Origin of the sequence: Salinisphaera sp. SWV1, from assembly GCF_052044155.1 — a bacterium.
Classification (GTDB): Bacteria; Pseudomonadota; Gammaproteobacteria; order Nevskiales; family Salinisphaeraceae; genus Salinisphaera.
The window spans coordinates 50,970-74,429 of record NZ_JBQDYE010000012.1 but is presented as its reverse complement, the minus strand read 5'-3'; the positions used below and the strand labels follow the sequence as shown (position 1 = coordinate 74,429).

The following is a 23,460-nucleotide window of genomic DNA, read 5'->3' as shown; positions in this document are numbered from 1 at the left end:
GTCAGCGAACCTCGGGAAGAAGCATGAGCGCGTCCATGAAGAACTTGGCCGCCCAGTTCGGATAGCGATCGGTCATGTAGCCCCCTTGGCGCGGATACGAACCGGCGATCGCGCCCCGCCGCTCCAAATCCATTGTGGCAAGGTCCTGCGTGGACTGCACGAATTCGATCGAGCGGCGCGCGTGGTGAATCCAGCCCGCGGTTTGATCGATGCGTGCGAGCTGCAGCCAGCCATAGGCGATCTGAACGTCGCCGGTCAGGCAACTCCACGGCGCCGCCGCCCGCCATTGTTCATCGAGCCGACCCGGCAGGCTGCCGTCGCGGCGCTGACACTGTGCGATCCGACCCAGGCCGAGGCGCGCCGCATCGACGAAGCGCGAGTCGCCGAGCCGCATGCCCGCTTCGAGCATCGCCTGCAGCGCGTAACCGAGCGTATGCGTCAGGGGCCGGCGGTTATCCTCCAGGTCATTGTTGTCGAGCCACCCGTTTGGACGCATCTGTGTCAGCGCCCAGTTCAGGTTGGCACGCGCGGCCTCGCTGTAGCGCGCCGCGTCGAGCGCGCGTGCGGCATCGAGCAGGCCGAGGGCGGTACGGGTGTTGTAGGTATTCAGTGGATGGGTGGCAAACGGCGAGCCGTGGCGGCGCCAGGCGCCGTCGTCGTCCTGGATGGATACGAGCCAGTCTGCGGCGCGTTCGAGCGAGTCCGCGAAACGCGGCTCGCCGGTGCGCTCGAAGGCGGCGGCCCAGCCGAAAAGCACCTGGCCGGTATTGAACACCGTGGGCACGAGCCGGGGCGCGGCGAGCGTGCCGGCACAGACGCCGCCGTTATCCATCTGGACATCGGATTCCCAGTGCGCCATGCGCGTTGCGCGATCGAAATAAGCCTGATCGCCGGCGTGCTCGGCGTAGGCATAGAGGGTGGGAATGATATAGCCGGTGGTTTCCGGGTAAGACGCTTCCCAGCGTTGGCGTCGGGCGTCGTAGAATGCCGGCACGCCGCCGTACTGGCCCACGTCGTGCGCATGCGCCAGCCACTCGGCCGCCGCGCGAAGATGGATCTCGGAATCGGACAGCGGATGGCGATCGCGCCGGGCCCAGCGCCGTAGTTCATGGCCCACCCAGCGCGGATGCGCGCGTTCCAGAAGCAGCGGGATCACGAGCGACGCACCATCAGGCGAGCCGCCCGGGCTCGCGCGCGATCGTACAGATCGAGCAAGCCGGGCCCCGGGTCCGACCGCCGCCAGAGGGCATCGACGACCCGTGCATCGCTCGGCGCAGGGAAAGCGATCGCCTCTCCCGCCGCGGCCGCATTGGCATCCGCCATCGGGTCTTTCCAGATCCGGGCCGGCGCGACGCGTGCCACGCGCGGGGCCACCTGGCCGAGCGCCTGGCGATAGGCCGCCCATGGCAGATTCACACCGTTCAACGTGGCAATTTCTTCCTGGTGGTCGGTGCGTCCGATGGTCGGCTCGATCATCACATATTCCCGGGTCGTCGCACGCCATTTGTACTCCATACCGGCCAACCCGACGACGCCCTGCTCACGAAAGAAGCGTGTGGTCAGGGGGATCAGTGCCGCGGCCGCCTCGGGGGCGGCGACACAACGCGCCGTGCCGCCGGTCTGGCGCGGCCAGGCGCGCAGTTTGCGGCCCACGAACGATACCGGCTCACGATCGCCGTCGCCCAGGCACTGCAAGCAGAAATAGATGGTCGAATCGTCGCCGTCGACCCACTCCTGAACGACCAGATCGTCCGAGACGGTGAGCATGTCCCGCAATTGATCGCGCGCGCCATCGATCGATTCGGCGCGGCAAGCCCGGGGAAAGCGGGCAAGAAATGCGCGCTGGCGGCCCGCGGGCTTGATCACCAGCGGCGGCACCAGCGCCGAGAGCCTGTCCAGATCGTCGATCGAACCGATATGGCGGGTGCGCGGAACAACATACCCGCCGGCTTCGGCCGCTGCGTGGAAGCGATCCTTGCTTAGCAGACGTATCACCGTGTCCGCTGGCGGCAGCTGGAGAACGTAGTTGGATTCGAGGTGTGCCCGTTGCCCGGATACGGCTGCGACTTTCTCTTCTTCGGTGAGAATCAACGGCCGTCGCGGGCCCGGCTGCCGCGCCGCCCAATCGGCCAGCGCGCCGACTGCGTTTTCCGGCTCACGGTCATCGTAACGATGGAAATCAACGTAACGACTCCGCGCGGCCGGCAGGTCAGGCGAACCCGCCAGCAGATGCACCGGCACGCCTGCGCTCGCCAGGCTGCGTACCACACCAAGCGCATTGAGCCCGCCGCCGACCACCACGGCCGCGGGCCGGCGACGGTATATCGAACTCGGACGCTTGCGAATCATCGGCCACCGTGCCCGGCATCCGACGCGCCCGCCGCGAGATCGTTGGCAATCGAGACCACCCGCCGCGCATTGGCGGCCCAGCTCAGGTCGCGATCGACCAGCGTCGCGCGGCCCGCCTTGCCCAGGCGCGCCCGCAGCGACTCGTCCTCGATCAGCCGCCGCATGGCGGCCTTGAAGGCATCCCGCGAGCCTGGCTCGAACAGCACGGCATCGTGGTCGGCTGTGAGAATCTCGCGCAGATTGGGCTGATCCGGCGCAATGATCGCCTTGCCGCAGGCCATGTATTCGAACAGCTTCAGCGGCGAGGCATAGGCGACTACATTGGGTAACATCGCCACATCGAACGCATTCACATGGCGTTGCACGTCGTTGCGATCGACCACGCCGGTCACGGTCACGGCATCGGCCACGCCCGCCGCTTCGGCCTGTTGCCGCAGTGCTTCGGTCGCCGGTCCGTCACCCACCAACAGGAAATGCAACGACCGCGTGTCTCGGTATTCCGCCAACAACTCGATCACGGCATCGAGCCCGTGCCACTCACGGGCGAAACCCACGAAACCGATCACCGTGGTGCGCGGATCAAGGCCGAGCCGTGTCTTGGCCGCGGGTGCATCCATCTCCGGGGCGAACCGTCGATGATTGATGCCATTCGGCGTCACCGTGATGCGCGCCGCCGCGACGCCCGCCTCGGCGACCTGATCGGCCAGAACCTGGGTCACGGCAAACACATGATCGGCGGCGCGCCAGGCGCGTCGCTCGGTCCAGCGCCCCAGGGACGCCAGTTTGAACCCACCGTATGCCGATCGCTCGGCAAACAAGGGGGCATTGATTTCTAGCAGCAGGGGCACGCCGAAACGGCGGCGCGCGATCGCCCCGGACAACAGCGACAGGTTGTAGCGCTCATAGATGACATCCGGGCGGAACGCGTCGATCGCGCGGGCCAGCCGGGCGTAGTCGACGGCGTTGTAGCCCAGTTCCATCAGTTCATAGATCGCGCCCGGAATACGGGCCTTGAGCTTCGACACCAGCCCCGACTCACCGCCGAACTCACGCTGATCGAAACCCTCGGGGCCGACGAGCCGCACCTCGTGGCCGGCGGCGCGCAGCGCCTCGACCATTTCCTCGATGTGTACGTACTGGCCGTCCTTGGACCCGATCCGGTGGTGGTACAGGATCTTCATGGCGTGCCCGAGCCCGTATCGTCCACCCCGCACCCATCCAACGCGATTCCGGTAAGCCGCGAAAAGATCGTCAATTGACCTCGGGTCGTAGGCGTCCAGCCGAACTGTTCGGCGTAGCGCCGGCGGGCTGCGCGCCCCCGCTCATCCAGCGTACCGACCGCCTTGAGGCGACGCCAACACTCGGCCATGGCGCCGGCATCCCGGGAAGCCATCAAATAGCCCGCCGGCAGACCGGTCATGATCTCCGGGATACCACCCACCGGCGTTGCAATGATCGGGCATCCACAGGCCAACGCCTCAAGCAAGACGTTGGGCATACCCTCACGATCGGCAGCGTGCATGAGCACGTCCGCGGCCGCGAAGTAACCGGGCAGATCGTCGTGCCTCACCGCACCGACGAAGCGCACGCGCGGCGCCACGCCAAGCCGCTCGGCTTGTGCTTTGAGCGCTGCCTCATCCTCACCCTGGCCAATCAACAGCAGCATTGCATCCGGGATTTCTGCCAACGCATCGATCGCTATGTGCATGCCCTTGCTTTCGGTCAAACGACCGACACACAGCCATACCTGGCCAGACAAACCTAAGCTGTGCCGCAGAGCAGCACGATCACCCGGCCTGAATCGGAGCAGATCCACGCCATTGCGCAACGCAGCGATGCGTTGCCGATCGATACCCAGGGTATCGGCCATGCAATCACCCAGCGCACGAGAAACAGCAATCAGCGCGCCGGCGCCGTCAACGGCGCGACGGATCTGGCGCCATGGCCCGGGCATCGATGCGATCACATTGATATCAGTGCCACGCGCCGTAATCACCACCGGGCGGCGGAACCGGCTCCCCGCCATGACGGCCGCCACGCCGTCCGGATAGACATAATGGGCATCAATCAAATCGAAATCGAAGCCGTCCCGGCGCAGCCGCGACAGAGCGCGGCCGATTGTGAGAGAGAGCGTATACGGAGCGACCGTCATGCCGATTTTGGGTATGACGACGTAGCGTGGATGTTCAATCTGAATGCCGTGACGAACTTCCTGCCGAGGCACAGCTGCCAGCCGAGCATAGCCGCCAAAGCGCGGATGCGAGGAAAAGAACCAGGGCACGGGCGCGATCACACGAACATCGATCGCGCCCGTTGCCACCAACGCGCGCAATCGTTCCTCGACAAACACACCGTGATGGGGCTGTTCGGCGTTCGGGTACAGTGTCGTGACGAGCGCCACGCGAATCGGACGCTGACTCATCAAACCGCCCCACAGGCGATGACATCGCCGCTTCGAGCGATCGCATCGCCGCCCGCCTCGCGCTCGAGAAACCGCGATAACATCAACAGCGACCAGATCACCGTGCCGTGATCGCGCCGGCCGCTTGCATGATCAGCCCATATCCGGCCGAGCGCGTGCGGCTCGAAGATGCCGGATTCGACCAGCGGGCCGGCGTTGAGCGCCGCGGCGCCGATGTCGCGCAACGGACCCCGAAACCAGTCGGCGAGCGGCACGGAAAATCCCTTCTTCTGGCGATAGAGGATGTCGTTCGGCAGGTGGTGCTCGAAACTCTTCTTGAGCAGGTACTTGCCCTGCCCTCGACGCAGCTTGTAGTCGGGCGGCAGGCCGGCGGCCCAGGCAACGAATTCGTGGTCGAGCAGCGGCACGCGCACTTCAAGACCGTGCGCCATGCTGGCGCGATCGACCTTGGTGAGAATGTCCCCCGGCAGCCAGGTCTTGTAATCGAGATACTGGGCGATCGACAGCGGGTCGTCACTGCCGGCGTTGGGCGCCAGATCGTTGAACAGGTCGCGCACGCGATAGCCGCCCAGCTGTTGCTTGAAGGCGCGGCTGTAAAGACGCTCCCGCAGGTCCTCGGCCACCATCGACACGCTGTGGCAATACGCTTCGGCCGTATCCATTGCCAGCGCCTGAAAAGTGGTCCGGGCGCGCAGGAAACGCGGCGCGCGATCCATTTTCGGATAAACGCGACCGAGCATGCCGAACAGCGGCCTGCGAATCGCGCGCGGTATCCGGGCGCGTGCACGGGATTCGTTGGCATGCAGGCGATAGCGGCGATAGCCGGCAAAATCCTCGTCGCCGCCGTCGCCGGACAAGGCAACCGTGACCTGCTGACGCGCCAGTTCGCAGACACGATAGGTCGGCAACGCCGAACTGTCGGCGAACGGCTCGTCGTAGACATCCACCAGCGTATCGATCAAACCGAAGTCATCGCCCGAGATGCGATGCTCGCGATGATCCGTGTCGTACTGTTCGGCGATGCGCCGGGCGTAATCGGACTCGTCGAAGGCTTTGTCGTCGAAACCGATGGCACAGGTCCGGACCGGGTCGGGCGAGGCGCCGGCCATCAAGGAAACCACCGCGCTCGAATCCACCCCACCGGAGAGAAACGCCCCGAGCGGCACGTCGGCCACCAGCCGCATGCGCACCGCCTCGTCCAGCCGGGCGTACAGCTCCTGGGCCGCGGCCCCGTCGTCCGGCGCATCGCGCGGTCCGAAATCGACGTCCCAGTAGGCCTCGGCGCGCGGTTCGCCCTCGCCGGCGGCCCAGGATAATCGATGCCCGGCAGCAAGCTTGTAGGCACCGGCAAAGATCGACAACGGTTCCGGCACATAGCCGAGCGCCAGATAACCCTCGATCGCACGGGGTTCCAGCCGCCGCGACAGATCGGGATGCGCCATCAGCGTCTTCAGTTCCGAGCCGAAGACCAGGTCGCCGGCGGCGGTCACGGCGTAATACAGCGGCTTGATGCCGAGCCGGTCGCGCACGAGATGAATGCGGCCGGATTCGGCGTCCCAGACCGCAAAGGCGAACATGCCGCGCAGCCGCTGTACGCACGCCGCGCCCCAATGCTGCCAGGCCCGCAGCAGCGTCTCGGTATCGCAGTGACCCTGGAAACGGTACCCGACGGCTTCGAGCTCGCGGTTGATGTCGCGATAGTTGTAGATTTCGCCGTTATAGATCAGGGTGAACCGGCCGTCCTCGGTCGCCATCGGCTGTTCGCCGCTGGTGGGGTCGAGAATCGTGAGCCGTCGATGGGCCAGTCCGCAGCCGGCGACAACCGTTTGATCGTGCTGATCCGGCCCGCGATGTGCCTGCGCGGTGTTCATCGCGTCCAACACGGCCGCATTCGGGCGTCGGCCATTGCCGGTAACGATTCCTGTCAGACCACACATGGCATGTTCTCCTGATCAACGCGCCAGCAACGCATCGTAAAGCGAGCAATAGCCGGCCACCATCGAAGCCACGCTGAATTCCGCCTGCACCCGACGGCGTGCCGCCTGCCCCATCGCCTGCGCCCGCTCCGGCGCGGACAGTACACGCGCCAGCGCCGAGGCCATGGCCTCGGGCAGGCGCGCCGGCACCAGCAGGCCGGTCTCGCCGTCCGCCACCAGTTCCGGATTGCCGCCCACGGCTGTGGCCACCACCGGCAGGCCGCTGGCCATGGCCTCCAGCACGGTCAACGCGATGCCCTCGGCAATCGATGCGCAGACATAGACATCGAAATGCTTGAACCAGGCGTCGGCGTCGTCGCGCTGGCCGGCCAGCGTCACCCGCCCGTCGAGCCCGAGCTCACGCACGCGACCGGCCAGGCGTTCTTTTTCAGGTCCGTCGCCGACGATCACCAGATGTAGCGGCGGCATGCCGCTCCGGGCCGTCAAAACGGCCACCGCGTCCAGCAGATGATCGAAGCCCTTCACCGGATCGAGCCGGCCCACCGTGCCGATCACGCGAGTCCCGGCCTCGATCGCAGGCAGGCCCGGCACGACTGCCGCTTCGCCGGGCGCGAAGCGCTCGGTATCGATGCCGTTGCGAATGAGCACGATCTTCGAGCGCGGTATGCGCACATCTCGCGCCAGCCAGCCCGCCAGATCCGCCGATACCGGCACGAAACGGCTGATGGCCGGCGCGAGCAGACGACGCAGCCAGCGATACCTGGCGTTCGAACCGTTCGGATCGGCCGCGTCTCGCCCGTGTTCGGCGTGCACGATGTACCGGCAGCCGGCCAATCGGGCGGGCACGGCGGCATCGATGGCGCCGATGTTGTAGCTGTGCACGATGTCGGGCGCGAGCGCGCGCAGACGGCGATACAGGCGAAGATAGGCCGCCGGATCCTTGCCCGGCTGCTTGTCGATGGAATCGACCGTTACCCCCAGCGCTTCCGCCCGGGCGGCCAATTCGCCGCGATCACGCAGACCGATGATGTGATGCGCATACCGATCGCGCGTTGCCGCAATGACCGCGAGCGCGACCGATTCCATGCCACCGACGCCGAGCCGGTCGATCACATGCACCACCCGGGGCCGTTGTGATTGGCGCGTCATGAACCCGAGCCCCCCGCACGCCGTAGCGACGCGGCCGCATCGGCCGCGACCCGGGCCAGCTTCGCGGGCCGGGGCCGACCGGCTTCGGAGACCACCAGCATGCCGGCCGGCGTCGCCTGGCCGAGCAACCGATCGATCGATTGCCATAGCTTGAAACGCAGCGGCGAGGGCGTCCATCGCGCCCCGATGCGATAGGCGTAGAGCAGCACGCGCGTGCCGTCGCCACGCGTCGCCTTGAGCGTCAGGGTGGTGAATCCGGCGCCTTTGCCGCCCACCTTCACGGTCGTGGGGCCGGCGACGACCTGCCATGTCGAGGCGTCGTAAAGCCCGCGCCGGATATCAAGAATATCCGGGCCGTCGCTGCCGGCATCGATACCCAGGTAATCGACCCGAATCGGACGCGCGATATCGCCGTAACGGCGGGTCAAATGAACATCCAGCCCCCGTTCCGGGGGGGCGGAATTGCCGTTGGAGCCGTCGTTCAATGCCCGGTAATCGGCCAGCTGCGCCGGCAGCGTCGCCGGCCCCGGCCGGTCGTCGCTTGCCGCCAGCAAGCCGGTCACCGCATACCAGGTCGCCGGCAGCACGATCAGTGCGAGCGTCACCGGCACCATCCAGCGCATGCGGGCCGCCCCATCCTCGGGCAGGCCGTGATCGGGTTCGGGCCCCGACGGCGGCGCCTGATGCCACGGCCAGCCGCATACGAACAGCAACACCAGGACGGTGCCGAAGAACTGCCAGCCAAAAATCAGATGGTCGGTGCCGGTCGCATACTGCAGGCCGAGATATTCACCGATCAGAATGGTGAAATACACCCGCAGCGCGTTGGCGATGATCGGAACGACCAGGGCGAAGCCCACGAACACCAGCCGCCGTCGCAGGCTGGTGTAGAACAGATGGGCGTAGAGCACGCCGAACGCCGTGGTGGCGACGAAGAACTTGATGCCACTGCAGGCCTGGGCCACATGCCAGGCCGAGGCCGGGGTATCGATGAAATGCCCATCCATGACGACCGGCACACCGGTCAGCTCGAGCGCCAGCACCGACAGATGGGCAGTGACCGTCTGCAGCGGCCCGACCATGAAATTGCCGAACGGGATCGCGAACAACAGATAGCCGAGTGCAAATGCGATCACCCCGGTCACCCGCGGCCCGTAGAACAGGTACACCATCACTGGCCAGATCAACACCGCCGCGATGTGGCGCGCCAGATTGATGTCCGCCACGGCACCCACGAGCCAGAGCGCGCCCAGCGCGGCCACGCCGAAGAAAGCGATCGGTCGCGGGCGTGCCGCCACCCGCGCCAGCCAGTGTCGTCGCCCCCAGACGAGAACGGCGCAGATCGGGAAGATCAGAAAAGCGTACTGAAAGGTACCGGTGTCGGCCCAGGTTTTGACAAGCGAGCGATAGCTGCTGGCGTAGAGCACAATGAACGCCACCATGCAGGCGACAAATCCCAGATGCACCGCAATCTGCGGGGCGGCGCCGGCCCGGCTCGCCGTCGCGCGCTCGATGCCGCTGCCCTGTGTCCGGCCTTCGCTCATAGTGATATCTCCGACTTGGGCATAACGTCCGGGCCCGCCGGGACGAGCAATCGATCGAGTTCGGCGACGCGCGCCGGCCACGCGTAGCGGGTCAGCACATAATCGCGTGCGGCACGCCGCCCGGCTCCGTCCGGCGCAGCGGTCAGACGGGCGATGACCGCCGCTGCGAATGCCTCGGGCGTATCGGCCACATCGCAGACCTCATGGTGCCCGGTTTCCAGCCCGGCCGCGGCCTGCGGTGTCATGACAACGGCCAGGGACATCGCCAGCGCCTCGAGCACCTTGTTCTGCAGGCCGCGTGCGATGCGCATCGGTGCGACAGCAACGCGCGCATGCGCAAGATAAGGCCGTACATCGGGTACGGCGCCGGTGACCTCCACGCCCTCATGTGCGGCAAGCGCTCGCACGTCGCGCGTGGGCCGCGTGCCGACGATGACAAATCGTGCCGCGGGCACAACGGCGCGCACGCGATCGAAGACATGCTCGACAAACCAGGTGACGGCATCGACGTTCGCGCCGTAGTCCATGGCGCCCGTGAACACGATCCGCGCCGCGCCGCCCCGGTCCGGATCGGAATAATCGGCCTCCGGGTCGAAATACCCGGCATCCACGCCATTGGCGACCGCATGCACGCGGTCGCTACACTCCGGCACCATGCGCCGGAAGAAATCCGCTTCGGCGGCCGACACGAACACGCTTGCATCGAATGTACCTGCCAGCCGGCGCTCGCCCGCGGCCAGTGTCTTCGCTTCGCGCGCATAGACCCAGCGCATCGGTGCCCGGGCGTGTCCGGCGTATTGGGCCCACTTGTCGGAATCCACATCGACAAAGTCGAGTACACGACGAACGCGGTCGTGCCGAAGCACATAAGGCGCCATGGTCGATGAGAACACCAGCACGGCATCGATGGCGCGCTCATGCATGAGCCGGTCGACCCAGGCCTGCATCTTCCGGTCGCGATAATAGGCAAAGCTCAAGGCCTCGCGACGGGCCAGAGCAGTCAGGCTCCGCAGCCGGGCCCGGCGCGGTGCAATCGGCCGTAACAAGACCTGATCGCACCACTGGTTCAGGCAACCCCGATGGGCCCAGTCATCGGGGGTGTCGACGAATGCGCCCAGATGCACCACATGCCGGCTGGAGAGCGCGCGCAGCCAGTTGAAGGCGCGAATCTTGTCGCCCTTGTTCGGGGGATAGGGTATGCGATGACACAGATAAAGCAGTTCAGCCATGGTGAGTGCGGCTGGTCATCGCGCGGCGCTGGCCGACGGATGGCAAGGGCGTCACGCCGCCGGGCCGAAACCGGTCGCTGCCCATCACTAACCCAGGTCCTTCGACAGCCAGGGGCCCACCAGGCACGTGATCGGCAGCGGCAGCTTCTGCCATGCCTTGATGAACATCGCATACTTCGGATTATTGGGGCTGATGTCCGGGATCGAGTCCAGGCCCGAGAGATAGTATTCGTAAGCCAGCGGCTCGGGCTCGAAGCCCCAATGCCGCTTGAAATGATAGGGCCCCGTATCGACCTTGCTGCGCCCGAAATCGAACAGGCGGGCGCCGCGCGCGGTAGCGTGCTGCATCAGCGCCCAGTAGAGATAATCGTTGGCCTTAAGGTCGCGGGCACTCGCCCCGGCGCCGGAGTAATACGGCAGGACCTGGTCGCGAAAATAGAAGTTGAGTACCGCCGCCACCGGCAGGCCCTCGTGGGTCACGGTCAACACGTCGCAGTCGTCACCGAACACTTGCAGCAGCTCGCGCATGTACTTCCGGGAGAATACCGGCGTGCCGAGGCTTCGCAGGTTGTAGGCATAGAGCGGATAGAGCCGATCGATCGTGCTGTCGATGGTCCAGTTCAGCCCGTTCTTGATGCCCTTGCGCACCACCGCGCGCTGCTTGCGCGGGATGAGCTGCAGGTTGTCCTCGTCGTTGTCTGCGAGTTCGCGGCGAAACGTGGTGTAAAGATCCTTGCGTGGCCAGTCGGCGTGTCGCGGCGTGCGTTCCCGCGACTCGAAGTAATCCACCCCGAGCGTGCGGGCGCGCTCGCAGGCGTGGGCATAGAGCGCCGACTCGGCCTCGGCGGTATCGGCCACCACGCCACCGTAGACACAGAACGGCGTCGAAATCAGGGCGTTGGCGAACAATCGGCTATTGACGTGGACCAGGGGCAGAATGCCCTCGATCCGACCGTCGCGCTCGGCGTACAGGAAATAGCAGCGATGTCCGAACGCGCGCTCGATGACCCGTTTCCAGCCGGCGCGATGAAAGAAGGTGGCATCGGCACTCGCCGCCACAAAGGCCTCCCAGGCGGTCTCGTCCTGGCCCAGCGTGTGCACCTGAAGCGATTCGGCACTCATGCGTTGCTCATCCTTGAAGCGGCGGCGTCGCTGCATCCGTCCTCGATCGCAAAGACCCGGTCCATGCGATCCCAGCGGAAATCCGCCAGCAGACGTCGCAGGCGAGGTTCGACCCGATGGATGTTGAGGTAATGGCGGAAACGGCGCCGGGGATCCAGCCCCGGGACGCGCGGCTGCTCCGGATCGACTTCCCATGGGTGAAAATAGAATACCGTCGGCTGTCGATCACGCCGGTTGACGCGCCGCAAGGCGGCGCGGGTGGCCCGATACGGATACAGTCTGAAAAAGCCGCCGCCGGCGCAGGGCAACCGTCGCCCGCCGATTTCCACCGTAGTGACGGGAATTTCGATCAGGCGGCTCGCCGGGCCGGGCCGAAACGGGAACCGCGGCGCCCCGGGCATGCCGTAGGCATCGTGCGTGCCCGGATAGATACTCGAACTGTAGCGGTATCCGGCCGCGGCCAGTTCGTCGAGCGCCCAGAGGTTGGCCGCACCGATCGAGAAACTCGGGGCGCGATAGCCTTTGACCGCCTGCCCGCCGGTGTCCTCGAGTACGGCCTTGGCTTGACGGATATCGGCGCCGAAGGTCTCGCGATCCTGATTGATCACACGCACATGATTCTGGCCGTGGCTGGCCAGTTCGTGCCCGGCGTCCACGATGCGACGAATCAGTGCGGGGTGACGCTCGGCCACCCAGCCCAGCGTAAAGAAGGTGGCGCGAACCCCGGCGAGCTCGAACATCGCCAGAATGCGGTCCGTGCTCGCCTCGACCCGCGACGGCATGCGGGCCCATTGCTCGAACGCAATATGCTGCTCGAAGGCCGAGACCTGGAAGTATTCCTCCACATCCACCGTCATGGCGTTCGCGCTGACGCGTGTGGGGCTGGATATCGCCTCGGGCTGCCAGTCAATGGCCGTCACGGCGCTCACTCCCGGTTGAATAGACGCCTAAGTTTATAAGCCGCGGACCCCGGCGCGACGGAGCTTGCCGCGCGGCGCTCGTTATCGGGCCATTCAGTATAGGCCGGGGTCGTCTCGGCGGAGTTTTCAGGCACGAGATCCCGCAACGTGGCTTCGAGCCGCTCGACACGAAGGATGGCATCGACCAATTCGCGGTGCGCCGCGCTGGTCTCGTGATGGCGCATCAACTCGGCCACACGCTCTTCGCCGTAAGCGCTGCGCAAGGCGCGTTCGACCGCGGCCACCCGTTCCAACAGCGGATCGAGCTGGGGCGAGGTCGGCGGTTCGCCGCCCTGCTCGGCCGCGTCGCCCATGCGCGCACGCTCATTGCTGGCACCATCGTAGATCAGGCCGTCGCTGGCGAATTCCGCTTCGAATTCCTCGATCGCCGTATCCAGGTCGTCGCGGGTCAATTCACGCCGCTCCTCCAGATAACCGAGCAACAGCAATCGGTCCATGATCTGATTGATGCGACGCGGAATCCCGCCCGACCACTCGTAGACGCGGTCGTATACCCCCGCCCCGAACGACAGTCGATCGGCACGCCAGCCCACGGTATTCAAGCGGTGCTCGATATAGCCCGGCACCTCCGCCGCGCCAAGCGGCTCGAGATGATAAGAGGCCACGATGCGTTGGCGCAGATGCGTCATCGCCGGGCGCATCAACAAATCGCGCAATTCGCTCTGCCCGACCAGCACCACCTGGACCAGCGCCTGACCGCGTGCCTGCAGGTTCGACACGATACGCAGTTCCTCGAGCGCCGCCGTACTGCAGGTTTGCGCCTCGTCGACGATCAGCAACGCGCGCCGGCTCCGCGCCGCCGACAGCTTGCCGACCAGATTGTCGAGCATCTCGTACTTGGCCAGTCCGCGCACGGCCACGCCGAATGCCGCCGCTACCGTGGCCACGACATTGTCGGCATCGATATTGGCCATAGCCACGCGGGCAACCAGCAGATGACGCGTCTTGATCTGGTCCAGCAGAACCTGGAGCAACAACGTCTTGCCGGTGCCGACCGGGCCCGTCACCACGACAAATCCCTCGCCCCGCTCCAGCCCGTAGATGAGATAGGACAAGCCACGGGTATGACTGGCGGTTTCGAACAACCGCCGCGGGTCCGGCATCAACTGGAACGGGCGCGCCTGAAGTTTGTAAAAATCCTCGTACACGGCTAGAACGCTTTTCGGAATTGCAGCGTGATCCGGTTTTCCTGATATCCGGGGCCGTTGCTCTCGTCTCGCCATTGCCGTGAGTAACCGACCGCCGCCTCGGCACTGGGCGAGATCGCGCGCACAACGGACACGCCGGCACTGTAGTCATCGGAGCTCGAGCCGTTGCCGAAATTACCGTCGTAATGATCCCAGCTCGCCGAGGGCACGATGCTCGTGCGCGCACGCACCGCGTAGCGGGTGTCAATCTCGAGGCCGTGGCTGCGGCTGTCGGTCACGCCCGGCGAGCGGTAATTCTCGCGCTGTGCGTAGCCCGTAACCTCGGTGTGGGTCAGAGCCGTATGGAAACCGATGCGCCCCTGCCAGCGCTTGCGTATGTATGTGCCGCGATTGAGCAGTGAATTAGTGCCGTTGTAGCCGGCCCCGCCGCCACCCAGCAAGTTGCCGATCGACCCCACCGAACCGAAGGCATAGCCGGACCCGGCGCTATTGAGCGCATCGAGGCCGGGCGAAGACGGATCTTCGCTGTAACGCAGCGACAGATCGAGCAGGCGACCATGGTGCGATGCCGCCAATGAGTAGCTGGCGCCATAGAAGCGGTGGCCGTAGTTCACTTCCAGTGAATTGCTGGCACTGGCCCAGCGCGCCCCCACCTGCCAGCGCGGCGCCGACCAACGCTCGTTCCTGCCGTTGCTTCGATATTTATCCTCGACCCCGCCCTGCGTGGTGAGCGTCAGCGTCGGGGAGACGCGGTAGCCCAGTTGCAGTGTGGCGCTGTCGAAATGCTGCGTCTGGTTGGGATTGCCGCTGTAACCGGGCGGCAGTGCGCCGGCACCGAAGACCTGCTGGTAGCGATCGATAAAGCGTTGCGTATTCCCGCCCGAGCTCTTTACCGCCTCGGTAACGACCTGTGCCTGCCAACTGAATGGCTCGACTTCGGTCGGACTGGTGATGCCGGCGGAGACACCTTGAACGGTCGTATCCGGAACACTGTTGTCGCCGTAGATCGATCGCCCGTAGCGATAACGCAGCATCCCCTGGCCCAAGCCACCCAGGGACTGGATTACATAGGGGCTGATATTCGTGTGCCAGGCGGTCGTTTTGTTCTGATTCGGCCGAATGATGTTCGAGCGTGAATAGCCCACCGACGGATCGATTACCTGTTGCCCGTACTCCGTATCGGCATCCAGATACAGATGGTTTTCAATCAGATCGATGGAGGTGCTGCCCTGCAGATCGTTGTAGATGTCGTTGTCGTGGCCATGATTGGCATAAGCCACCCCTTCGAGTTGATAGCTTGCCTGGCCGCGGATTCTGCCGGTCGAAGAACAGGCATCGATGCGCGGCGCCACCGTGGTGATGAAATCCGATTGCCGATGATGCGCGTCGAGATTGAGATTGTCGGTGTAGGTCTCGGAGCCGGAAACCGACGCCTGCACATAGCGCCCCGACGCTCGCCGGGGCGCCGCCGGGCGATCCAGAACCGACGCGGTGTCCGAACTCGCCACATCGCCCAGGCTCAAACTGGGCGCGCACCCGTTGGGTGCGAAGCCGCCGGCAAAGCCGAATGGATTGCTCGTACCCGGGCCGCCTGGCGCATAATCCTGGCTACTCGACGCACTGTTGCCGATGACAACCGGCCGATTGTCCTGGTAATCGCTGCCGGTGCCCGACGCCGTGCCGGTGCGGCTCGTCGCCACGCCGCCACCCCCGGAAGTGGCCCCCGTACCCGATCCGCTGCCGGCCGAGGCCTGCGCCGCCATCGCGTTCGCACCCCAGACCAACGCCAGGGGCAGCGCCATCACGCACACACGCACACACGCCGCGCGCCGCAGTGGGCCGCCGGTGGGATCGCACATGGGGATGACACGTGACGCGGGCATGGGCTTACTCCGTGCGCTCCGACTCGGCCGGGTACATGCCGTAATAGCCCGCGTGCCGCTCGCCGAACAACTGATGTCCCTGGCTCAGCACCAGACTGATGTCGGCCCCGGACGGCTCGATCAACGAAAGCGCTGCTTCGACCGCTCTTTTTTCGGTGTGCTCGGCGCGCACGAGCATAAGAATCTGCCCCACGTTGACCGCCAGCGCCTGGGATTCGGCGGTAGCCAGAAGCGGCGCGGAATCAAACAGTAGAATCCGGGCCGGATCCGCAGACAGCTCATCGAGTACCGATCTCATTCGCCGGCTCGAAAGGCTTTCCGCCGCCCGACGGCTGCGGCGCCCCGCCGGCAGGATGGACAGCCGGGCCTCGCTGGTCGGCACCACGCAATGCTCCGGGTCCGCATCGGCATGCGTCAGCAGATGCATCAGTCCCGGCTCGCGTTCAAGCCCCAGATTGCGGCTGATACCCGGCTTGGCCACATCACCGTCGATCAGGAGTACGGAATGATCCAGCTCGTTGGCTAGACTAAGGGCCAGGTTGAAGGTGGTGAAACTCTTGCCCTCGCCCGGGTTGGCACTGGTGATCATGATCCGGTTCGCAGCCGACGCATCGGCTGCCATGGCGTTCAGAATCGGCCGTTTGATCCGCTGCAACTCACGCCCGATCAATTGCGCCATCGACTCGGGCGGCAGCAATCCGACCCGGCGCAGCCGCACATCGTCGAGCTCCAGCGGCTCGCGCTGTCCGGGCTCCCGGGTATCGAACACGGGAGCGTCGTCGAACACTTGATCGTCGGCCCATTGCACCGGTTGCCGTCGTTCCTGGCGTTTCAGCCGCTCGGCGGCCTTCTCGACAATACTCATAGAACCTGTCCGGAGACGATGTTCGGAACCCACTGCACGCCCACCGGCAGCAGGACCAGCGCCGCGGCGAAACCGACCAGTAACGACAAACAGCAAATCACGAATACCAGCATCGACCGCCGCCGATCGGCGCGCTGCGCCGGGCTGAGCGCCAGACTCACGGCGCCGATCACGGGGAAACCGGTCGCCTCGGTCAGGTCACGCCGGCTCGAGAATACCGGGCGGATCTGGGCGAGAAACCATGCAAAGGCAACCCCGGCGGCTATCGCGCCGATCAGCGCCATGACCATTAGGATCAAGCGCTTGGGCCCGGACGGTTCGGCTGGCACTTCGGGCGGATCGATGACACGGAATTGCAACGCATTGCTGCTGTTTTGCACATCGGTCGACAGACGCGCGCTGTACAACCGTGACAACAGTTTTTCGTACTGGTCGCGCGTGACCTGGTAGTTGCGGCTGAGCTCGGCGAGCTTGGCCTGGGCGTCGTTCATCGAGTCGGCGCCAGCCTGCAGTTTCTTGAGTTGGCCCTGCTTGCGCTGGAGCGACGACTCGAGCGTGCTGATCTGCACCTTGGTGTTGTTGAGCTGATCGGACAGAGTAGAACCATTGCCGCCGCCGGACGATGATGCCCCGGAGGGCGCCTGAATCTCGCTCGGGTGGGCCCGCAGGCGGGCCAGCATATCCGTGCGCCGTTGCTTGAGCTCGGCAATCTGCCGCTTGGCATCAATCACGTCGGGGTGCTTCGGTGTGTAGCGCGTCAGCAACTGGGATAGTTTCTGCTGTTCGGCATCCAGCTGGCTGTCGATGCTTTGAACCTGCTGACTCTGGGCCGGCGGCACGCTGGCGTGGCCGGTTCCGCCGGCGCGCATCTGTTCAAGAATATTGGCCTTGCGATCGCGCGCGGTCGAAAGCTTGTCCTGGATCGAGTCGATGTCGGCGTTGAGCTTCTGCACCTGACTGACGTAATCGTTCGTCCCGGGCATGAGCTCTGCGTGGTTCTTCTTGAATTGTGCAAGCGTCTGCTCGGTCTGGTTGAGCTTCTGCTTGTACTTGTCGACTTCCTTGTTCAGAAACGAAACCGCCTGCGTGGTATCGCCGCTGTTTTTATCCGATAGGTCCATGGTCGTCATGATGCTCATGACTGCCTGCACGACCGACTGCGCCAGCCTGGGTTGTGAGCTGGTATAGCTGATGGTGTAGAGGTCGGTATTCCCCCCGCTGTTCTTCAGGGTCAGCCGCCTCTGCAGGCCCTGGATGAGGGCCTGCTCCTGCTCCGGCGTGGTCACCCGCAGGTCGAGGCCTGTCGAGCGCGCGATATCACGCAGGTGGGGGCGGCTGAGTACCGTCCGGATCAACAGACTGACCTGCTGATCGGTGTCCGGCGTGATCGCCATCCCCCGCAGCAGCGGGTCGATCGCCGATTTCGTGTCGATGTGCACGCGCGCCGAGGAGCTGTACTGGTCCGGCAGGCTGTACACATACAACCAACCCACCAAGGCAATAAGCCAGGCAATCCCCAGCGCGACCCAGCGAAAACGCCAGATATTGCGGAGCTGACCCAGGACGAGTGAGAGGATTTCCTGCATGGTCCTCGCTCAGATTAGCGCGCGATAGTGCAGGCCGTTCGGCCAGCACTATCGCGCCGGATTCTAGAAGTAGGTGCGGGGAATGATCACGACATCGCCCGGATGGACCGGGACGTTGTCGTTGATGTTGCCGTTGAGCAGGTCCGCAATATCCACGTTGAAGGTTTTCGTGTGGCCATTTTCGTGCCGTACGAGCTTGGCCCGATTACCGGCAGCAAACTGGGTCAGACCGCCGACGTTGATCATCACGTCCAGCAGTGTCATGCCGGTACGGTAAGGCATCGACTGTGGCTGCGCGGCCTCGCCCACGACCCGAACCTGGTCGGCGTAGGTGCCGTGAAACTGGGTGACGATCACCGTAACGCGTGGGTCGCGCACATACGCCGAGAGCGCGTTCTGCAGATCGCTGGCAAGTTGCTTGGGCGTTTTGTTCGCCGCTTTCATGGACTGCACGAGGGGGATGGATATCTCCCCGTCCGGCCTGACCGGCACCTGCATGCTCAGGTCGGGGTTGTTGCGGACATAAATCTTCAGCTGGTCGCCCGGGCCGATGCGATAGGTGCTGGTCGGTGCCTGGCCCTTGAGCGCCTTGGGCGGCGCCGAGGCACAGCCTGCCATCAGACCGGCCATGAGAATCGCGGCCACCCAGGTCAGAAACAAACGATTTCGAAACACTTTGCCATCCCCCATAGGCCGACACGGCCCGAGACTGTCATTACCCGGCCTTGCATCCGCCCGAGTCGGTTACGGTTGGTCGACGCTTTCGCCCCCGAAGTCCTGTTGTGCCCGTCACGACATGCCGGGCCCCGATTTTCCGCATCATGCCGCTGACTCCGTCTGATTGTAAATGAAATTCCCCGGTTGCCGGGCAAACCGGGCTAACCGGTGCCCGCGCCGCCGGCCAGCCGGTTCAATATCTTATGCGCGTGACTCGTTTCGTCCGGGCTCAGGCCGGCGGCAACCGCCTGGCCGAGCAGGGTTTTCGCGCGCTGCCTGTCGTTCGGCCTGCCACGAGCGGCCAGGGCCACGCCCAGGTGATACCGAATTTCGGGACTGTTTTTACCCGCCGATTTTTCGGCCGCTTCGAGCAACGCGATACCCGAATCCTGCTGCCCCTGGGACACCAGCATCCAGCCCAGTGTATCGGTCACCGCCGCGCTGTCCGGGGCCTCATCGTGTGCCTTGCGGGCGTAGCCGAGTGCTTTCTCGGGATGACTTTTCGCATTGATGAGCGCGAGGTTGTTCAGTGCAATCACGGCGCCGGGATGGGCCGCAAGCACCTTCTGATACAACGACGCCGCGCGCTCGGTCTGATCATTCTGCTGATACCAGGCGGCCAGCTGCAGAGCTGCCGTGGCATCCCCCGGGGCCTGCTTCAGCCATTGCTCGAGCGGCTGCGCGGGCTTGTCAAGCCGGCCGGCCCGGCGCGTGTCAAACATGGCCATGGCCAACCGGGCACCGGGTTTTTTCCGATAAGCCCTGGCGTAGGCGGCATCGGCCTGCTTGAAGCGCTTGGCCGTACGCAGGACATCGCCACGGAGCACGTCCGCATCGAAATCGCGCCCGGCCTGCCGCAGCGCGGTCACCTGCGCCAGCGCCGCATCCGTGTTGCCGGCATCCGCCTGGGCCAGTGCCAGCACGCTGGCCGCGGGCCAGAATTCGGGGGATTGCCGGCGCAGTTTCTGCAAACGCGCGATGCCGGCCTGGCGTTGGCCGTACGACAACTCGGCCTTGGCGACAGCCAGGGCGAGGTCGGGACGGTCGGGCGCCTGGCCCGCCGCACGCGCGAGCGTTTTCAAGCCGTCATCGGTGTGGCCCTGGACCAGCTGCGCGACGCCCTTGAGGTGTAACCAATCGGCCGACTTTTCGTTTGACTTGAGCTGGTTGTCGATCAGCTTCAGCGCCGGGCCGGCCTTGCCAGTCACCAGATAGGCCCGGGCCAGGGCCTGATTCAATACCTCCGACTTCGGCTGGCGTGCCACGGCCGATTGCAACAGGCTGATGCCCTGTGACGCCTGGCCCGCGCGCGCATGGAGTGCGGCGAGCGCGAGCGTCAGATCGATGTTGTCCGGCTGCGCGCTTTGCAGCGGCTTGAGTTCGTCGACCGCCTCGGCATAACGCCCGCGCTTGGCCGCCAGGGCGGCCTGGGCCCGGACCAGGGAGTCGTCATCGGGATTCGCCTGATGCGCCTTGGCAAGCACTTGCGCCGCATCGCTGTAGCGGGCCATCGCAACATAACTCTGCGCCAGCAGCTTCTGCATTTCGGCATCGCTCGGGTTCGCCCGGGCCAGCGTCTCCGCCTGCTTCAGCGCGTCTGCCGTTTTGCCCGTGGCCAGCGCGATCCGTACGCGGGCAGCCGCCACCGCGCGACGCTGGGCGTCATTGCTCGGCTTGATCTTCGAGAGCACGGTCTGCGCCGCGGCCTCGCTGCCCATTTGCGCCAGCGAACGCGCCAGATCGAGTTGCAGCGAGATATCGTCGATACCCGCGTTCGCCGGCTCGCCATTCGCATGATTTTGCTTGAGCTGGGCCACGACGTCGGCCAGCGCCTTGTGCAGACCGGGTTGGTCGGGGTGGCGCCGATACGCCTTCGCCAGCAGATCCCGGGCCTGCTCGCCCTGGTTCTGCGCCATCCAGAGGCCGGCCTGAAGCCGCAGAGCCGCCATATCGTCCGGCGCCTGCGCCAGGACTCGCGTAAGAAAGAGCTGGGCCGCATCGGGCTGGCCCTGGGCGATCCGGAGCCAGGCCATCAATGTCATGCTGCGCAGATTGTTCGGATCGACGTTGAGCGTGGCCTGGACGTGATTGGCCGCGTTCTGGTAGTCCCCTTGGCGGATATCCATCAACGCCTGGAGGTAGTTGCCGAAGGGGTTGCTCTGATCGGCCGCCAGAAGCGCGTCGATATTCTTCTGCGCCGCGGCCGTATCGCCGACGCGTAACTGACAATCGGCCAGCAGCGCCCGCGCACTGCGCTCCTGCGCCCCGGCCATTAACTGGGCGCCGACCTGCATCGCGTGCGTCAGACGCTCGACCGCACCGCTGCAGTTGTTTGCCCGGTAGTCGACCTGGCCGAGCAGCGCCAGCGATCCGACATCGTCCGGATGCGCGGCGACCGCCTTCGACAGCGCGGCATGCGCGCTCTTCAGATCGCCCTGCCGCAGAGCCAGCCGCGCCTGCCCCTGCAGCGCGTCCGGCAACCCCGGTTCGATCGCCAGGGCGGACGCATAGGCAGCGCTCGCCTTGTCGGTATCGCCAAGCCCGGCCCGGGCATCTCCGCGCAGGCTGGCAATCAGCGCCCGCACGTGATCGGACGAGTCGCCTTCCGGCTTGTTCAGGATTTTAAGGGCCTGCTGATACTTGCCACTCGCGACCAGCGCGCGCCCGAGCGGCAGGGCGAGCGCCGCGGCCGGCTGGCCATTGGCCTTGGCTTTTTCGAACTGGTGGATCGCATCGTCGTATTGGCGTTCTGCCAGCGAAGTGTGCCCCAGCAGGGCCCAGGCGACGCCATTGTCGGGGTGCTTGCGCAGCACCGTTTTCAGCTGCACCTCGGCGGCATGATAGTCGTGCTTCTCATAGGCCTGGCGCGCCTTGCCCACCCGTTGCTCGGGCGAAGAGAACGAACAACCGGTAATCAATACGGCGGCCGCCAGGCAAAACACAAGCACGCCTGCGATCCGCAACGGCCTTTTCTGAAAACTGCTTGACTCGACCATGACTCCCCCTGGATCTGTTGCCGGCTCACACGGCCCATGCGCGGCCATTATGTTCGAAAGCAAACACTGCTGGCGCAGTGTAGCCCGGTACCATGAACGCTCGACAACACGGTGCCGGGCAACATACCCGCCCCGCGGGCCGTTTGACCGAACACGGCAACACACCCTAGTTATTCTGCTCGATCCCATGCTTGCGCATCAGATCGTAAATGGCGGGCCGCGACACGCCCAGTAACCGGGCAGCCTGCGAAATATTGCCATCGGCCCGGCCCAGACTCTTTTCCAGCGCACTGCGCTCGGCGGCATCGCGGACCTGCCGCAGATTGAGCTGACCGTCATCCATATCCGATGTGGTCTCGCTCAGCCCGAGATCCGTGGCATCGATCAATTTGCTTTCGGCGAGAATAACCGCCCGATTCACACGATGCTCCAACTCGCGCACATTGCCGGGCCAATCGTGCTGCTCGATGGCGGCCAGCGCGTCCGGCGAAAAACCGCGCAGCGTTCGACCGTGTTCTTCGTTGGCCCGCTCGAACAGCGCTTTCGCGATCGCGATGGCATCGCCACTGCGTTCGCGCAGCGGCGGGATACGGATGGTTATTTCAGCAACGCGGTAATACAGATCCTCGCGGAAATCGCCCTGTTGGATCAGCGCCTGGAGATCGCGATGCGTCGCACAGATCACGCGTGCATCGACCGGAATCTCGTGGCGCCCGCCAACACGCTCGATCACGCGTTCCTGGAGAAACCGCAGGAGTTTGGCCTGCAGGCTTGGGGCCATGTCGCCGATCTCGTCGAGAAAAAGCGTGCCGCCCTCCGCCAACTCCACCTTGCCGAGCGTCTGCTTCTGCGCGCCGGTGAAAGCCCCCTTCTCGTAGCCGAACAGTTCGCTCTCGAGCAGGTGCTCGGGGATCGCCGCACAGTTGATCGCGACGAACGGACGCTCGGCCCGCGGGCTGAGCCGGTGCAACGCGCGCGCCAACACCTCCTTGCCCGAACCGGTGTCGCCCTGCAGCAACGTGGTTGCACTGGTCGGCGCGATCTTTTCGATCTGGCGGACAATACGCCGCATCGACTCACTGGTCGCGATCAGGCCATCGAGCGGGCGGTCCGCGTCGGCCCGGAGGCGGCGGTTCTGGCGCTCGAGCTGCCAGATATGGAAAGCACGCTGGATAATGAGTTCGACGACCTGGATTTCGACCGGCTTCTGGTAAAAATCGTAGGCGCCCGCCGCGATCGCCTTGATCGCGCTATCCTCATCGCCATTTCCGGTCACGACGATCACCTTGGTCGCCGGCGCGAGCCGCAGAATATCCGACAGTGCGGCCATTCCTTCTTCGATCCCGTCAGCGGCCGGCGGCAGGCCGAGATCGAGCAGCACGACCTGGGGTTCATGGCGGCGAACCTGGTCGATGGCACTGTTTCGGTCCGCGGCGAAAACCGGATCGTATTGATCAAAGCTCCAACGCAGCTGTCGCGTCAATCCCGGATCGTCTTCGACGATCAGTAGTCGTTCGGCCACTGCATTCATGG

At 65.1% G+C, this 23,460-nt stretch carries 17 protein-coding genes; all 17 read right to left on the bottom strand.

The features are described 5' to 3' along the window. Position 1: 1 nt before the first annotated feature. Positions 2-1,156, bottom strand: a complete 1,155-nt coding sequence (locus ACS8YF_RS07985; protein ID WP_440849688.1) for a hypothetical protein — start codon at positions 1,154-1,156, stop codon at positions 2-4. Beyond that, positions 1,153-2,349 (bottom strand): carboxylate--amine ligase, encoded by a 1,197-nt coding sequence (locus ACS8YF_RS07980; RefSeq protein WP_440849687.1) that lies wholly within the window; start codon positions 2,347-2,349, stop codon positions 1,153-1,155. Before ACS8YF_RS07980 ends, ACS8YF_RS07985 begins: the two co-directional genes overlap by 4 nt. Next, entirely contained in the window at positions 2,346-3,530 is a 1,185-nt protein-coding gene (locus ACS8YF_RS07975; RefSeq protein WP_440849686.1) for a glycosyltransferase family 4 protein, read from the bottom strand. The genes ACS8YF_RS07980 and ACS8YF_RS07975 overlap by 4 nt, the downstream gene beginning before the upstream one ends. Beyond that, positions 3,527-4,771, bottom strand: coding sequence for a glycosyltransferase family 4 protein (locus tag ACS8YF_RS07970; protein ID WP_440849685.1), 1,245 nt, complete (start codon positions 4,769-4,771; stop codon positions 3,527-3,529). The genes ACS8YF_RS07975 and ACS8YF_RS07970 overlap by 4 nt, the downstream gene beginning before the upstream one ends. Continuing rightward, the gene (locus tag ACS8YF_RS07965; RefSeq protein WP_440849684.1) at positions 4,771-6,708 is read right to left on the bottom strand and encodes an XrtA/PEP-CTERM system amidotransferase; all 1,938 of its coding nucleotides are present in this window, start codon (positions 6,706-6,708) and stop codon (positions 4,771-4,773) included. Before ACS8YF_RS07965 ends, ACS8YF_RS07970 begins: the two co-directional genes overlap by 1 nt. Before the next feature lie 15 nt (positions 6,709-6,723). After that, positions 6,724-7,857, bottom strand: coding sequence for a glycosyltransferase (locus ACS8YF_RS07960; protein WP_440849683.1), 1,134 nt, complete (start codon positions 7,855-7,857; stop codon positions 6,724-6,726). Continuing rightward, the gene (gene xrtA, locus ACS8YF_RS07955) at positions 7,854-9,401 is read right to left on the bottom strand and encodes an exosortase A (RefSeq protein ID WP_440849682.1); all 1,548 of its coding nucleotides are present in this window, start codon (positions 9,399-9,401) and stop codon (positions 7,854-7,856) included. The genes ACS8YF_RS07960 and xrtA overlap by 4 nt, the downstream gene beginning before the upstream one ends. Beyond that, entirely contained in the window at positions 9,398-10,630 is a 1,233-nt protein-coding gene (locus ACS8YF_RS07950; RefSeq protein ID WP_440849681.1) for a TIGR03087 family PEP-CTERM/XrtA system glycosyltransferase, read from the bottom strand. Before ACS8YF_RS07950 ends, xrtA begins: the two co-directional genes overlap by 4 nt. A gap of 87 nt (positions 10,631-10,717) precedes the next feature. Continuing rightward, the gene (locus ACS8YF_RS07945; RefSeq protein WP_440849680.1) at positions 10,718-11,788 is read right to left on the bottom strand and encodes a FemAB family XrtA/PEP-CTERM system-associated protein; all 1,071 of its coding nucleotides are present in this window, start codon (positions 11,786-11,788) and stop codon (positions 10,718-10,720) included. Then, positions 11,749-12,609, bottom strand: coding sequence for an XrtA system polysaccharide deacetylase (locus tag ACS8YF_RS07940; RefSeq protein ID WP_440849715.1), 861 nt, complete (start codon positions 12,607-12,609; stop codon positions 11,749-11,751). The genes ACS8YF_RS07945 and ACS8YF_RS07940 overlap by 40 nt, the downstream gene beginning before the upstream one ends. A 68-nt stretch (positions 12,610-12,677) precedes the next feature. Continuing rightward, positions 12,678-13,880 (bottom strand): ExeA family protein, encoded by a 1,203-nt coding sequence (locus ACS8YF_RS07935; RefSeq protein ID WP_440849679.1) that lies wholly within the window; start codon positions 13,878-13,880, stop codon positions 12,678-12,680. 2 nt (positions 13,881-13,882) lie between these two features. Then, entirely contained in the window at positions 13,883-15,763 is a 1,881-nt protein-coding gene (locus tag ACS8YF_RS07930) for a TIGR03016 family PEP-CTERM system-associated outer membrane protein (protein ID WP_440849678.1), read from the bottom strand. 4 nt (positions 15,764-15,767) lie between these two features. Further along, a complete protein-coding gene (locus ACS8YF_RS07925) occupies positions 15,768-16,628 on the bottom strand; it encodes a P-loop NTPase (RefSeq protein WP_440849677.1) in 861 nt (286 codons plus the stop codon). Further along, positions 16,625-18,214: an XrtA system polysaccharide chain length determinant gene (locus ACS8YF_RS07920; RefSeq protein ID WP_440849676.1), complete on the bottom strand. Its 1,590-nt coding sequence runs from the start codon at positions 18,212-18,214 to the stop codon at positions 16,625-16,627. The genes ACS8YF_RS07925 and ACS8YF_RS07920 overlap by 4 nt, the downstream gene beginning before the upstream one ends. Positions 18,215-18,277: 63 nt before the next feature. Further along, entirely contained in the window at positions 18,278-18,889 is a 612-nt protein-coding gene (locus ACS8YF_RS07915; protein WP_440849675.1) for an XrtA/PEP-CTERM system exopolysaccharide export protein, read from the bottom strand. 203 nt (positions 18,890-19,092) lie between these two features. Beyond that, on the bottom strand, positions 19,093-21,879 hold the full coding sequence (gene prsT / locus ACS8YF_RS07910) for an XrtA/PEP-CTERM system TPR-repeat protein PrsT (RefSeq protein WP_440849674.1): 2,787 nt from the start codon (positions 21,877-21,879) through the stop codon (positions 19,093-19,095). 214 nt (positions 21,880-22,093) lie between these two features. Further along, positions 22,094-23,458 (bottom strand): PEP-CTERM-box response regulator transcription factor, encoded by a 1,365-nt coding sequence (gene prsR / locus ACS8YF_RS07905; protein WP_440849673.1) that lies wholly within the window; start codon positions 23,456-23,458, stop codon positions 22,094-22,096. Positions 23,459-23,460 lie beyond the last annotated feature (2 nt).

Coding starts and splice junctions, on each gene's coding strand:
- ACS8YF_RS07945 (WP_440849680.1), bottom strand. CDS start 11,788: ATGCAGCGACGCCGCCGCTTCAAGGATGAGCAACGCATGAGTGCCGAA.
- prsR (WP_440849673.1), bottom strand. CDS start 23,458: ATGAATGCAGTGGCCGAACGACTACTGATCGTCGAAGACGATCCGGGA.
- ACS8YF_RS07920 (WP_440849676.1), bottom strand. CDS start 18,214: ATGCAGGAAATCCTCTCACTCGTCCTGGGTCAGCTCCGCAATATCTGG.
- ACS8YF_RS07960 (WP_440849683.1), bottom strand. CDS start 7,857: ATGACGCGCCAATCACAACGGCCCCGGGTGGTGCATGTGATCGACCGG.
- ACS8YF_RS07930 (WP_440849678.1), bottom strand. CDS start 15,763: ATGCCCGCGTCACGTGTCATCCCCATGTGCGATCCCACCGGCGGCCCA.
- ACS8YF_RS07975 (WP_440849686.1), bottom strand. CDS start 3,530: ATGAAGATCCTGTACCACCACCGGATCGGGTCCAAGGACGGCCAGTAC.
- ACS8YF_RS07940 (WP_440849715.1), bottom strand. CDS start 12,609: ATGACGGTGGATGTGGAGGAATACTTCCAGGTCTCGGCCTTCGAGCAG.
- ACS8YF_RS07970 (WP_440849685.1), bottom strand. CDS start 4,771: ATGAGTCAGCGTCCGATTCGCGTGGCGCTCGTCACGACACTGTACCCG.
- ACS8YF_RS07925 (WP_440849677.1), bottom strand. CDS start 16,628: ATGAGTATTGTCGAGAAGGCCGCCGAGCGGCTGAAACGCCAGGAACGA.
- xrtA (WP_440849682.1), bottom strand. CDS start 9,401: ATGAGCGAAGGCCGGACACAGGGCAGCGGCATCGAGCGCGCGACGGCG.
- ACS8YF_RS07980 (WP_440849687.1), bottom strand. CDS start 2,349: ATGATTCGCAAGCGTCCGAGTTCGATATACCGTCGCCGGCCCGCGGCC.
- ACS8YF_RS07965 (WP_440849684.1), bottom strand. CDS start 6,708: ATGTGTGGTCTGACAGGAATCGTTACCGGCAATGGCCGACGCCCGAAT.
- ACS8YF_RS07950 (WP_440849681.1), bottom strand. CDS start 10,630: ATGGCTGAACTGCTTTATCTGTGTCATCGCATACCCTATCCCCCGAAC.